General features: G+C 44.8%; 11 protein-coding genes. 8 read left to right on the forward strand and 3 right to left on the reverse strand.

Annotated features, from left to right (window positions below; all coding sequences use genetic code 11):
* The first annotated feature begins 180 nt into the window (after positions 1 to 180).
* On the forward strand, positions 181 to 1038 hold the full coding sequence (locus FS666_RS15270) for a cytochrome c oxidase assembly protein (RefSeq protein ID WP_144487900.1): 858 nt from the start codon (positions 181 to 183) through the stop codon (positions 1036 to 1038).
* 28 nt (positions 1039 to 1066) lie between these two features.
* Here the strand turns inward: FS666_RS15270 and FS666_RS15275 are convergent, their stop codons facing one another.
* Both FS666_RS15275 and FS666_RS15280 read right to left on the reverse strand, forming a co-directional pair.
* Positions 1067 to 1831: an NRDE family protein gene (locus FS666_RS15275; protein WP_144463149.1), complete on the reverse strand. Its 765-nt coding sequence runs from the start codon at positions 1829 to 1831 to the stop codon at positions 1067 to 1069.
* A gap of 79 nt (positions 1832 to 1910) precedes the next feature.
* Positions 1911 to 3272: an MFS transporter gene (locus tag FS666_RS15280; RefSeq protein WP_144463151.1), complete on the reverse strand. Its 1362-nt coding sequence runs from the start codon at positions 3270 to 3272 to the stop codon at positions 1911 to 1913.
* A 114-nt stretch (positions 3273 to 3386) separates the two neighbouring features.
* Here FS666_RS15280 and FS666_RS15285 point away from each other — a divergent pair, with 114 nt between their 5' ends.
* The gene (locus FS666_RS15285; RefSeq protein WP_120075082.1) at positions 3387 to 3929 is read left to right on the forward strand and encodes a hypothetical protein; all 543 of its coding nucleotides are present in this window, start codon (positions 3387 to 3389) and stop codon (positions 3927 to 3929) included.
* 394 nt (positions 3930 to 4323) lie between these two features.
* Here FS666_RS15285 and rnhC read toward each other — a convergent pair whose 3' ends face one another.
* Positions 4324 to 5256 (reverse strand): ribonuclease HIII, encoded by a 933-nt coding sequence (gene rnhC, locus FS666_RS15290; RefSeq protein WP_144463153.1) that lies wholly within the window; start codon positions 5254 to 5256, stop codon positions 4324 to 4326.
* Between the two features lie 140 nt (positions 5257 to 5396).
* Here rnhC and zapA point away from each other — a divergent pair, with 140 nt between their 5' ends.
* The 6 genes from zapA (at position 5397) to FS666_RS15320 (ending at position 12924) form a co-directional block, all read left to right on the forward strand.
* Positions 5397 to 5657: a cell division protein ZapA gene (gene zapA, locus FS666_RS15295; protein WP_120075417.1), complete on the forward strand. Its 261-nt coding sequence runs from the start codon at positions 5397 to 5399 to the stop codon at positions 5655 to 5657.
* 7 nt (positions 5658 to 5664) lie between these two features.
* Entirely contained in the window at positions 5665 to 6207 is a 543-nt protein-coding gene (locus tag FS666_RS15300) for a CvpA family protein (RefSeq protein ID WP_144463155.1), read from the forward strand.
* A 239-nt stretch (positions 6208 to 6446) separates the two neighbouring features.
* Complete coding sequence (gene polX / locus FS666_RS15305) at positions 6447 to 8168, forward strand: DNA polymerase/3'-5' exonuclease PolX (RefSeq protein ID WP_144463175.1); 1722 nt, start codon at positions 6447 to 6449, stop codon at positions 8166 to 8168.
* Positions 8169 to 8200: 32 nt separating this feature from the next.
* Positions 8201 to 10561, forward strand: a complete 2361-nt coding sequence (locus tag FS666_RS15310) for an endonuclease MutS2 (protein WP_144463157.1) — start codon at positions 8201 to 8203, stop codon at positions 10559 to 10561.
* A 39-nt stretch (positions 10562 to 10600) separates the two neighbouring features.
* Entirely contained in the window at positions 10601 to 11008 is a 408-nt protein-coding gene (locus FS666_RS15315; RefSeq protein ID WP_120075423.1) for a DUF350 domain-containing protein, read from the forward strand.
* A 224-nt stretch (positions 11009 to 11232) separates the two neighbouring features.
* Positions 11233 to 12924 carry a long-chain-fatty-acid--CoA ligase gene (locus FS666_RS15320; protein WP_144463159.1) on the forward strand — a complete coding sequence of 564 codons (1692 nt, stop codon included), beginning with the start codon at positions 11233 to 11235 and terminating at the stop codon, positions 12922 to 12924.
* Positions 12925 to 13058 lie beyond the last annotated feature (134 nt).

The raw sequence follows: 13058 nt of genomic DNA on the forward strand, positions 1-13058 counted from the left end.
ACTACGCCTTCTTCAGCGCTCGTCTAGCTTTGCGCCGATAGACGGGCGCCTTGCGCTTTTCTTGAATGATAGGGGAGACGTTTTGCAAAATTGTGATAGAATATCCTTATAACCTGTTTCATCCTAAATGGATAAAATGAGCGCTGCCACGGCCATCCATGATGGGGGAGGAGGATTACTGTGAATTTTGATGTTTTCTCAAGCTTTACCTGGTACGAGTTGTGGAGCCCGATCACTTTTGCAGTCATAGCGTTGAGTTCTGTCATTTACGCAAAAAAAATCATACATTCTTCCAATTACAATGTTACAAAAAAACAAATGGCCTATTTTTATACAGCGGCACTTTCGCTTTACATAGTCAAAGGAAGCCCTTTAAAAATTGCGGCCGATTATTTTTCTTTCAGCGCCCATGTAATCGAGGTCATGACAATATTGTTCATTGTGCTGCCATTGTTTATTTTAAGCATGCCTCCTCAATGGGCCAGGCAATACTTTTGGAATCACCGGCTTAAATTTACCATTAAGCTGCTTGGACACCCATGGATGGCTGCATTGCTTTTTAACGGAGCGTTAACGGCTTATTTTGCACCACAGCTTTTTAACATTATTCAGCAGAGCCCAGTCCTTTCGGTCATCAGCCAGACTTTTCTTATTATTACCGGTTTCTTGATGTGGTGGACGATTATTATGCCATTGCCGGAAATCAGCAAATTCTCGTATTTCACGAGGGTGGCTTATATCTTTTTAAACTCAGTTTTGTTGATGCCAATCGGTATTTTTCTTCTGGTGGGGATTAGCGAGTCGCACTATCCGGTGTATGCGGCGGTGGCTGGAGATCTGCTTCCATCGCTGACAGCAGTTTATGATCAGCAGCTTGGCGGCGGTATTTTGAAGGCAATCCAGCTCACAAGCTACGGGATTGCACTCTTTTGTCTTATTGGAAACTGGAGTAAAAAAGAGGATGAGCGCGAAGGGCAGATTGATGATGAGAACATTCGTGTTGTCCAAGGTGTCGTCATTCATTTGCCGAAAAAATAGGAAGCTGCTATGGCTAAATAGCAGCTTCTTAGCTTTTCTCCAGCTTAAAAGTGAAATCTTTTTCATGCTTCCCGTTTGGCCCAAATGTCTTTTCAATAAAGCGGACATATTGATCTTGGTCAATCGTCAGAACAGTTGAACAGCGCGTCCCGTAATCGGGGCTTTTGATAAAGATTGAAGATAATGTTTTTTCCAGCTTCAAGGGAATGCCTGTTTGCGGCAATTCCTCTTCCGGAGCCGGCTCTTGATTAGCAAGAATGGCAAAGAGGCGTTCATGGTTCAACCCGCTTTTCAGCAGTTTCTTCAATTGCTGCCTGCCTTTTTCAACTTTGGGCCACGGAGTATCAAGCTGGTCATTGCTCAGCCCGTAAATTCCAGGCTCCAGATGTTTGATTTCGTTGCCGATATTAGAGTAATACATAAGGCTGTCCCCATCTGAAACGAATAAATTAAAACCTTTATAATGCAATCTTTCTTGCTGAAGGTTTTTTAAAAAGTTAAATGGGGTTTCGTCACCTGCCAAAAAGTCGCGAACGATATGGCCCCTTGATTTTTTATCCGTTTTTTCAAATTCTGAGGGGTTTCTGTAATTGGTCAGGGCGGAAAATCTGCCGGTCCGGGTAACCCCCATCCATGTGCCCATCTGCTCCAGATCCCTGCCGGCCAAAATGGACGGATGGTCATCCCAAAAATGCGCAGGCTTGGCAGGACGTTTGTAAAACTCGTCACGGTTTGCCGCTGTGATCAGGTTATAATTTGGATGGTAACGGTAAGCAATAAAAATGATACACATAAAATCTCTCCAATTTAATAAGGAATGTTTCATCCTACTTTAACGCGTTACCGCGCCGGGGGTCAGACCGCTAATTAGATTAGGAATGTCCTTTCACTTTTCCACGCCCAGGAAGCCTGATGGAAAGATAGAATACCAAAAGGCAGAAAATAAGGCAGATCATCGCAACATTGTGAAGGTGCTGGATGTCCAAATGGCGGTTAAAAGCCAGTCCCAGCAAACTGGATGATAAAATGGAACCCAGATACCGGCTGGTCTGGAAAAGTCCCGATGCTGAGCCTGTATCTTCCGGTTTGACATGCTCATACAGGGCTGTCTGCATGGAAATATTGCTGAATCCATTGCTCATTCCCAAAACGGCCATGATGACCAGAAGCCATAAAAGGGATGATGTTTCACGCAATGTAAGCAGGAGGGCCGTTCCGGAAAACAGGATGGCAGATCCCGTAATAAGTGCAGGCTTAGGTCCATGGCGGTCAATCAGCCTGCCGACGAACGGCGATACGATGACGCCGAATCCCGCCAGGGCAAGCATAATTAAGCCGGTATTTCCCGGGCTGTATTTTTTCACCTGCTGCAAAAACGTCGGGAAACCGAAAAAGTAACAATAATAAACAAGGTTTATAGTGATAAACTGCAAATAAATCAGCGTGACGTTCGTATTCTTTTTCAGTCCTCTGACATCAATGAAAGGCTCCGACTGCCTCTTTTCATAATAGTAGAAACTGACGGACGAAACGATAAAGACAATGAATGCCCACCAATGAATATGCGTTTCCAATGATAAGAGAAACAGAATCAGGCCGATCACTGCAATGATAAACAGGGTGATGCCAAGAAAGTCGATGCGCGCCAGTTCAAACTTCCCCTGGCCTTTTTCAGGTAAAATAAAAATGGCCATGAAAAATGAGACAATGATAAAAGGAAAGTTTACAATGAAAATGGAGGGCCAATCCCATGAATCAATCAAGAGCCCGCCGATGGATGGACCAAAAGCGGCGGATGTCGATGCGAAAATCGAAAGCGTTGCCAAGGCTTTCGCCTGTCCTTTCGTGATGCTTGTCCGGACAATGCTCATACCGCTCGGAAATAGGGTGGAGCTGCCAATCGCCTGTAAAGCCCGGCACCCAAGCAAAAAAGGAAAGTTAGGAGAAAACGGTGCCAGCATTGAAGCGGCTGCCACTGTAACAAGCCCTGCCAAAAACATTCTCTTCGGGCCGAACATATCGCTTAATTTTCCCATGACAGGCTGGCCGGCCGCACTGGCAAGATAAAACACAGAAATAAGCCAAGAAGCATCGGCAAATGTGAGTTCGAACTCCTGCTGCATCCTTGTCAGCGCCACAGAAATCATCGATGAATTCAATGGGTTCAATAAAGTGCCGAGACCTACGGTCAAAACAAGAACCCATGGTTTATGCGTTTTCTTTGTTCCTGTCATTACGAATCACCTGACTCTTCTCATCCGTCGCGTTAAAAAACATGCTAACGATTTATTTTAGGATAGTCAATTGATTGGCGTTTTAGATATTTTGATCAGAAGGGTGGCAAGGCCATGAAAAAGAACCGGCTTCCTGTCTATTTATGCTTATTTTTCATTGCTGTTACGACTTTTACCATATATGGAAGATCAGAGATCAAAGGTTTTCCCGAAGAAAAGGCAACAAGTTACCAACACAGCATGCAGGCAAGTATAATGGATATTTTAAACAAGATTCCGATAGGCCAAATAGAAAAAGATAAGGCTATTTCAAAAGATCAATCAACCGTTTTTGTGGAAAAAAGCGAGCGCATCCTTTCGAGCTATACGGAGCTAAACGCCATTGCGTCCACGTATCTGAAAAAGGATCGTTCAGGCTTGAAAACCCAATCATTGCTTGAAAATATTTATTTTTCATTTACTCAGTTGAAAGGCCTTAAAGAAAGCACGATTAAGCTGACTGATGGACAGGCCGGCTATATTTCGGATGCATACCAATTCTTATCCGATGTCCATAATATCGATGTCTTTCATATGGAATTGGATGAATCATTGGAGGAGATGGAAAAGGTGGCGGAGAAGTATCCGAATCTTGGCCGTCGAATGGAGGAGATGTAGTTCCGATGATATTGTTTTGGGCGCTTATTCCCAGACCGAAAACGGGGCAGTCTCAAGAGGAAAATGAGCGTTTATGACCCTCCGAGATTTGACACAAACCGGTAGGACCAATGCCCGCAAAAGGAGAAAACCGGGCTGTCCGGACAACGGCCCCGTGAGCCAATGCCCGTGTAAGGAGGAAACTGCATTGCCCGGACAACGGTCCCGTGAGCCAATGCCCGCGAAAGGAGAAAACCGGGCTGTCTGGTCAACGGCCCCGTGAGCCAATGCCCGCGAAAGGAGAAAATCGGGCTGTCCGGACAACGGCCCCGTGAGCCAATGCCCGTGTAAGGAGGAAACTGCGCTGTCCGGACAACGGCCCCGTGAGCCAATGCCCGCAGATCGAGCCTTTCACTTATATCCCCGCAATCTTTTTCGCTTTACCTGTATTGGCAAAATGCAATTTCGTAAACTCGTTCAAGGCGGAAACACCTTTTTCTTTAATGAGCCTTGCCGCAGCCTGATCAACCTTGGCGCCTGCTCCTTTTGGAATGATAAATCCCGCTTTTTTGCTTAAATCCTCAAAAGCACGGATGAAAGCGTAGCGTGCCAGGATTGATGCAGCCGCCACTGCCAAATGGATGCCTTCCGCCTTCGTACTGAAATAGACTTTCTCTCTTTGAATTATTTTTTGCCCTTTCAGGTGTTTGTAATAGACGGGAGCCTGGGCAAATTGGTCGACTAAAATGGCATCCGGCTTTTCGGGCGAAATTTTTTCAAGTAAATGGTTATGCGCCTGGTTGTGCAGGATGGCGGTCATTTTTCCCTGCGTCATGCCCGATGCCTGCAGCTTGTTATATTTTTGATTATCCAACTTTAACAGGCTGTATGGCAAAAAAGTTGCCAAGTCTTTGGCTAACTTGATAATTTGGGAGTCCGCCAGATGCTTTGAGTCCTTTACGCCAAGCTCTTTCATCAGGGGAATCTGATCAGCTTTTACGTATGCGGCTACAACAATAAGCGGTCCAAAATAGTCGCCCTTGCCGACTTCGTCCGAACCGATGATTGACAATTCCGAAATGTTATCCGGCAGCGGCATTCCTGATACCTTTGATGCAGCGGGGTTTTTTGCTTGATTTAAGCCAGGATTGCCCCATTGTTTCGCTTCTTCCTCGTTTCCGGCTCCCTGGAACATGACTTTCCCTGATTTATAAGCAGTAATGACACAGCCGTTTTTCCTCGCAAAAAAAATACTTCCAGGTGGATTTTTTTCGGAAAGGTAAGGCTGATAATATTCTTTCATCTTCTCAATTTCCTTAAAGGTTGTTTGAATAACGGTATTGGCCATAAGGCAGCACTCTCCTGATCTTCATTTTTTAAATGATTCCCATCTTTTTTTATTCGTGTTATGATATAAGGTAGGATTTTTTACATGAAAAAGTAGTTTTATATTTTTCAAGCTTTACATGAAGAAATGGGGGCATGACTTTGTCGTCAAGTGAAAAGACCCGCACTCCAGTTACAATCTATGGACAACATTATATCATTACAGGGACAGAGACATCAGCGCATATGAGACTGGTCGCAGAGCTTGTTGATGAGAAAATGCGGGAAATCCGATCGGTGAACCCCAATCTTGATACCGGCAAGCTTGCCGTTCTGACGGCTGTCAATGCTGTCCATGAGCAAATCAAACTTCAAGAGCGCCTGGAGCATCTGGAACAAGAGCTTTCGCGTCTAAAGGAATGAAATACGTATGTTGAGCTTAGCTTTATTGATTATCTTGATCATTGGTTTCTTTGTCGGTCTTAGAAGGGGATTCATCCTTCAGGTGATTCATATGATCGGCTTTATCGCCGCCTTTATCGTTGCTTATATTTATTACGATGATTTGGCTCCGAAACTCCGGCTTTGGATCCCGTATCCGGACCTTGATCCAGGGAAGACATTGCAAATGGTTTTTGACGGAGTAGGCATGGATGAGGCTTTTTACCGTGCCATAGCATTTGTCATTATCTTTTTTGCTGTTCGTATAATACTGGGCATCATTGGATCGGCGCTTGATTTTGTTGCAAGTCTCCCGATCTTAAAAACGTTGAATGTCTGGGCCGGCGGCATTCTCGGATTTTTGGAAGTTTACTTGATGATTTTCATATTGTTGTATATCGCGGCACTGCTGCCGATTCCGGCTATCCAGGAGGCAATCAATGGTTCATTTCTTGCCAAAGGGATGATTAATTATACACCTTTTTTATCTGCTGAATTGAAAAAATTGTGGATCGACTATATCCAAAGCTGACTTCTCTTTGCGAAGAGAAGTTTTTCTTTTAATGTCTAGCTTTAGAGCCCAGCGACTAGCAAACTTCACACTCCTCCACTACGATAAGTCAACATCGGCTCCTCCGTCGCCGTGTTTCCTTTATCTCATTGCGGAGTGCTCCAGTTTGTACGTCGCTAAACGGGCTCATCCGCATTTCTTTTAGCAATCTTATTTGATAAAATGAGAGGCAGGAGAATGGAGAACGGTTGGTGACAGAAATGGGAGTAAATAAAAAAGATGTCATTCGTTTATTGGAGCAGATTGCCGTCTATATGGAGCTTAAAGGGGAAAATCCATTTAAGACGGCCGCTTTCAGAAAAGCGGCTGCTTCATTGGAAGCGGATGACAGAAGTTTATCTGAAATCGAAGACTTTACAAAAATTCCGTCCATCGGAAAGGGAACAGCTGCCGTCATTGAGGAATTTATTGAAGACGGCGTTTCTTCTGTCCTTAAGGAACTTCAGGAAACAGTGCCAAAAGGATTAATTCCCCTTCTGCAGATTCCCGGGCTTGGCGGCAAGAGCATCGCCAGATTATATAAAGAGCTTAATGTTGTTGATGTCAAATCTCTGAAAGCAGCTTGCGAAGCGGGCAAGCTTAGGACAATCAAAGGTTTTGGCAAAAAAACAGAAGAAAATATCATGGAGGCACTGGCTTCAATGGGCAAGCAGCCGGATCGGCTGCCGATTTCATATATGATCCCGATTGCGGAGCTGATTGAAGCTTCCTTGAAAGAAATAAAGGAAATCTCGAAATTTTCGAGAGCGGGAAGCCTCAGGAGGGTAAGGGAAACGATCAAGGATCTTGATTTTATTATTGCAACGGAACATCCGCAGGCCGTCAAAGAGCAATTGCTGGAACTTGAAGGTTTTGGAGAAGCTACGGCAAGCGGGGATACAAAAGTGACCCTAATGGTGGAAGGCGGGCAATACCGCATTTCCGTCGACTTCCGGATTGTGGCTCCCCATGAATTTGCTACAGCTTTGCATCATTTTACCGGTTCGGCGGAACATAATGTCCGCATGCGTCAGCTTGCAAAAGCAAGAGGGGAAAAAATCAGCGAATATGGTGTGGAGAATTCCGAAACAGGTGAAATAAAAACGTTTCAATCGGAAAGCGACTTTTTCCATCACTTTGATTTGCCGTTTATACCGCCTGAAATCAGGGAGGATGGCAAAGAGGTTGATGAGTATGACGGCAGCCGGAAATTAATCCGGATTGAAGATATAAAAGGCGACCTTCACATGCATACAACCTGGTCGGACGGAGCTTTTTCCATAGAGGAAATGGTGGAAGCATGCCGGAAAAAGGGCTATCAATATATGGCCATCACGGACCATTCCCAATTTTTGAGAGTGGCCAACGGCCTGACTGTTGACAGGATTAAAAGACAGAACGAGGAAATTAAAGAGCTAAATGAGAAGTATGACGATATTTTAATTTTATCGGGCATTGAAATGGATATTTTGCCGGACGGAAGTCTGGATTATGAAGACGAACTGCTGGCTGAACTTGATATTGTCATAGCATCCATACATTCGAGCTTTTCACAGCCACGGAAAAAGATCATGGAGCGCTTGAGAAACGCTTTGCAAAATCCACATGTGGACATTATCGCTCATCCGACTGGCAGGCTGATCGGAAGGCGTGATGGCTATGATGTTGATATTAAAGGGCTGATTGAGCTGGCAGAGGAGACGGATACGGCATTGGAGCTGAATGCCAATCCCGCAAGGCTGGATTTGGCTGCGGAACATTTAAGGCATGCCCAGGAACAGGGTGTGAAATTGGTGATCAATACGGATGCGCATAATATCGGAAACCTTGAGTTCATGCAGCTTGGCGCATCATTTGCCAGAAGAGGCTGGATTCAAGGCTCATCTGTCATCAATACTTGGAAGCCGGATGAATTGGCCAAGTTTTTACAAAGAAATGATTAGGCATTTTGGAAAGGGGACTTAAAACAAAGTTCATGAATGAAAAAATATTGAAGACGCTTGAATTTAATAAAATCCTCATGCAATTGGAGGAATTCGCAGCATCTGAGCTTGGAGCGGAACGGATCAGAAATCTGAAGCCGTCCACATCTTTTGAGGAGGTTGTTTTGCTTCAGGAGGAGACCGATGAAGCTGCGCATGTACTCAGATTAAAGGGGCATGCCCCTTTGGACGGGATTTTTAATATCAACCCGCATATTAAGCGTACACAAATCGGCGGAGTGCTGAATCCTGCCGAACTTGTACAAATCGGAAGTACGATCCATACAGGCCGTTCAATGAAACGTTTTATCGAGGATCTTATTGAGGATAACGGATTGGAAATACCCATTTTAGCGGGAAAGGCCGATCAAATAGCCGTGATGGCACCGTTGGAGCAAGACATTAAGAACGCCATTGATGAAGGCGGTGAGGTGCTTGATTCCGCAAGCCCGGAATTAAGGAGCATCAGGCTGCAAAAAAGAAGAAACGAAAACAGGATAAGGGAGAAGCTTGAGAGCCTTATCCGCGGAAGAAATGCACAAAAAATGCTTTCCGACGCTATCATCACCATCCGGAATGAGCGTTACGTCATCCCGGTCAAGCAGGAGTATCGCTCCAATTACCAAGGTATCGTTCACGACCAATCATCCTCGGGGCAGACCCTGTTCATCGAACCGCAGGCAGTCGTTGATCTGAATAACGGCCTTCGCGAACTCCAGGTAAAGGAAAATCGGGAAATCGAGCGGATTCTTATCGAACTATCCGGTAAAGTGGCTGAAGCGGCGGATGATCTGCATGTCCTTGTAAAAGTCTTGGAGTCCATGGATTTTATTTTTGCAAAGGCCCGTTTTGGAAAATCGATGAGGGCAACGAGGCCCGGCATTAATAAAGAGGGACGGATCCAATTATTTAAGGCCCGGCATCCGCTGATCCCTTCGGAAGAAGTCGTGGCCAATGATATTACACTTGGAACGGATTATTCCACAATTGTTATAACAGGGCCGAATACAGGGGGAAAAACGATTACACTGAAAACGGCGGGGCTTCTTACCCTGATGGGGCAGGCGGGGCTGCATATTCCTGCTTCAGAGGGATCGGAGCTGGCTGTTTTTCAGGAAGTTTTTGCGGATATTGGCGATGAACAGTCGATAGAGCAGAGTTTGAGTACCTTTTCTTCACATATGGTTAATATCGTAGATATTTTGAAGCATGTAAATCATGAAAGTCTTGTCCTTTTTGACGAACTTGGTGCAGGGACGGATCCCCAGGAAGGCTCGGCCCTGGCCATCTCCATTTTGGATGATGTATACAGCCGGGGAGCCCGTGTGATTGCTACGACCCATTATCCGGAATTGAAAGCATATGCCTATAATCGTGAAGGAGTCATCAATGCGAGCGTCGAATTTGATGTGGAGACTCTAAAGCCGACGTACAGGCTTCTGATCGGTGTGCCCGGCCGGAGCAATGCATTTGAAATTTCCAAACGGCTGGGGCTTTCAGAAGAAATCATTACACATGCAAAATCGTTCATAGACACGGAAAGCAATGAAGTGGAAAACATGATTGCTTCTTTGGAAAAGAGCCGCCGGGAGGCAGAGAAAGATTATGAAGAGGCCCATTTTTATCTGAAAAATGCCGAAAAGCTTCATCAGGATCTCCAGAAGCAGATGGCGGAGTTTTATGAACGTAAAAAGGAAATGTATGATAAGGCCGAGCAAAAAGCGGCCGAAGTGATAGAAAAAGCTAGAATTGAAGCCGAAGAAGTGATCCATTCATTGCGGAAAATGAGACTGGAAAGTGGTGCCAAAGTAAAAGAACACGAACTGATTGAGGCACGCCGGAGGCTCGATACTGCAGTTCCTCAATTGGATAAAGGACCCGGGCAGGCTAAAGCTTCCAAGCAGAAGCGCAAACTGAAGCCGGGGGATGAGGTCATGATCACCACATTCGGCCAAAAAGGCACTTTGCTGGAAAAAACGGGCGACAGCGAATGGCAGGTACAGGCCGGTGTTTTAAAAATGAAAGTTGCCGAAAAGGATATGGAGTTTATCAAGTCGGAACAGAAATCTGAACCCAAGCCGCTTGCTACCGTCAAAGGAAGAGACTATCATGTTGGGCTTGAACTTGATATTCGGGGTGAACGGTATGAAGATGCCCTGCGTGAAGTGGAAAAATATATTGATGACGCACTTCTTGCCAACTATCCGCGTGTATCCATCATCCATGGGAAAGGAACGGGCGCCCTTCGATCAGGAGTTACGGAATATTTGAAACATCATCGGGCTGTCAAACGTATAAGACTTGGAGAAGCAGGAGAAGGCGGGAGCGGTGTCACAGTCGTCGAATTCAAGTAGCGCCCGCCGAGTCTCCTATTAAAAAGGGGAATGATCTGAATGGACTCTTTTTGGGAAAATTCATTTGTGCAAACGGCGGGCTATTACAGCGTCACTGTTCTTTGTATTGTTTTGTTCCTGTTTATATTTGAGTTGGTGACCAAATATAAAAACTGGGAAGAAATAAAAAAAGGGAATGTAGCGGTTGCAATGGCTACCGGAGGAAAGATTTTTGGGATTGCCAATATTTTTAGGCATTCCATCCTGCATCATGACTCTTTATTTGTGATGATCGGCTGGGGAATGTACGGTTTTTTCCTTCTGTTGACTGGATACTTTATCTTTGAATTTTTGACGCCAAAGTTTAAAATTGATGAAGAGATTGAAAAAGACAACCGTGCCGTTGGCTTTTTGTCGATGGTCATTTCCGCAGGACTGTCTTATGTCATCGGCTCCGGCATTCATTAAGGAGGAAGCAGTGGAAAAACTGGCAAAAGTGCTGTTTGTAGTATGCAGCATCTTTATCATAGTCGGTATTATCTATTTAATACGAGCATAAACCGCCTGTCGGACACAGGCGGTTTTTCCGATAATTTGGGCATTTGGTTGTACTGGTGCCCACCGTTGTAATATAATATTCATAAGTTTAAAATTTTCTAACTGTTCATCAGAAAAAGGAGGAATGTAAATTTATGAAACCTTGGTTGGATCTTTATCCCGACACTATTCCCAAAACATTGGAATATGAGAGGAAACCGGTACAACAATATTTGACGGATACAGCCAAAAAGTACCCTGACAAAACAGCTATTCATTTTATGGGGAAAGAATTGACTTACCGCGAGCTTTACGAAAGTTCCCTTAAATTGGCCAATTATTTGCGCAGTCTCGACATCAGGAAAGGAGACCGGGTGGCGATCATGCTTCCGAATTCTCCGCAGGCGGTCATCAGCTATTATGGGATTCTTTATGCAGGTGCGATTGTTGTTCAGACGAATCCTCTTTACACGGAAAGAGAGCTTGAGTATCAAATGAAGGATTCAGGTGCCAAAGCAATTGTCGGGCTTGATCTCCTGTATCCGCGGATCATGAAAGTGATGGGAAATACGGATCTTAAGCATGTGATTGTAACCGCTGTCAAAGATTACTTGCCCTTTCCCAAAAATGTCATTTATCCATTTATCCAAAAGCGGGATAGCGGAATCGTCGTCAAGGTAAAGCATGAAGGCAACCAGCATCTCTTTAAGGAAATCATGAATGGAGCTTCCCCTGATGAGGTTCCCATAGAATTTAATTTTGACGATGACCTGGCCCTCCTGCAATATACCGGTGGTACAACAGGAAATCCGAAGGGCGTCATGCTCACCCATAAAAACTTGATTGCCAATGCAACTGCCTGCGATGCCTGGCTCTATAAGATGAAAAAGGGTGAGGAAAAAATTCTCGGTTTGCTTCCGCTCTTCCATGTTTATGGAATGACAACTGTACTTATCTTAGGAGTCATGCAGGGCTATAAAATAATCCTGCTTCCGAAATTTGATGCAAAAAACACTTTGAAAACGATCCATAAACAGAAGCCGACTCTATTTCCTGGAGCACCGACAATTTATATCGGCCTGTTGAATCACCCGGATATTAAAAAGTACGATTTATCCTCCATCGAATCTTGTATAAGCGGATCCGCTCCGCTGCCTGTAGAAGTCCAAGAGAAATTCGAAAAAGCGACCGGAGGAAAATTAGTTGAAGGGTACGGTTTGACGGAAACCTCCCCTGTTACACATGCCAACTTCCTTTGGGACCGCGAGCGGGTGAAAGGGAGCATAGGCATACCGTGGCCTGACACCGACGCCATGATCGTTTCGTTGGAAAACGGGGAACCTTTGCCGCCGGGGGAAGTCGGAGAAATTGCAGTAAAAGGGCCGCAGGTGATGAAGGGTTATTGGAATATGCCCGAAGAAACGGAAAAGACAATGAAAGACGGATGGCTATTGACCGGAGATTTGGGATATATGGACGAAAAAGGATATTTCTATGTCGTTGACCGAAAAAAGGATATGATCATTGCTGGAGGGTTCAATATATACCCTCGTGAGGTAGAGGAAGTGCTATACGAACATCCTTCAGTCCAGGAAGTTGTTGTCGCCGGTGTGCCGGATGCGTATAGAGGGGAAACAGTCAAAGCCTATGTCGTCTTAAAAGAAGGGGCAAGTGTAACCGAGCAACAGCTGGATGAATTTGCCCGCAAGCATTTGGCTGCATTTAAAGTTCCAAGAATCTATGAGTTCAGGGATGAACTTCCAAAAACGGCTGTTGGAAAAATTCTGCGGCGTAATCTTGTTGATGAAGAGAGAAAGAAAATGGAGCAGGAAGAAAAGCTCGGATAATCAACCATTTGGGCATCAGGTTTTTAGCGCCTATCAGCCAAATGTTTTGTCCAATCCAACAAATTCTCACTTTCACCATACGTCGATGATCAGGCGCTTGTTTTTGAATATAAGCCCAGTTTTTTTACAGAAGA

It is taken from the genome of Siminovitchia fortis (assembly GCF_007681465.1).
GTDB classification, from domain to species: domain Bacteria; phylum Bacillota; class Bacilli; order Bacillales; family Bacillaceae_C; genus Siminovitchia; species Siminovitchia fortis.

What these genes read in the sequence shown, in the direction of transcription:
- FS666_RS15275 (WP_144463149.1), bottom strand. Translation starts at nt 1,831, where the DNA reads ATGTGTATCATTTTTATTGCTTACCGTTACCATCCAAATTATAACCTG.
- FS666_RS15280 (WP_144463151.1), bottom strand. Translation starts at nt 3,272, where the DNA reads ATGACAGGAACAAAGAAAACGCATAAACCATGGGTTCTTGTTTTGACC.
- FS666_RS15285 (WP_120075082.1), top strand. Translation starts at nt 3,387, where the DNA reads ATGAAAAAGAACCGGCTTCCTGTCTATTTATGCTTATTTTTCATTGCT.
- rnhC (WP_144463153.1), bottom strand. Translation starts at nt 5,256, where the DNA reads ATGGCCAATACCGTTATTCAAACAACCTTTAAGGAAATTGAGAAGATG.
- FS666_RS15300 (WP_144463155.1), top strand. Translation starts at nt 5,665, where the DNA reads ATGTTGAGCTTAGCTTTATTGATTATCTTGATCATTGGTTTCTTTGTC.
- polX (WP_144463175.1), top strand. Translation starts at nt 6,447, where the DNA reads ATGGGAGTAAATAAAAAAGATGTCATTCGTTTATTGGAGCAGATTGCC.
- FS666_RS15310 (WP_144463157.1), top strand. Translation starts at nt 8,201, where the DNA reads ATGAATGAAAAAATATTGAAGACGCTTGAATTTAATAAAATCCTCATG.
- FS666_RS15315 (WP_120075423.1), top strand. Translation starts at nt 10,601, where the DNA reads ATGGACTCTTTTTGGGAAAATTCATTTGTGCAAACGGCGGGCTATTAC.
- FS666_RS15320 (WP_144463159.1), top strand. Translation starts at nt 11,233, where the DNA reads ATGAAACCTTGGTTGGATCTTTATCCCGACACTATTCCCAAAACATTG.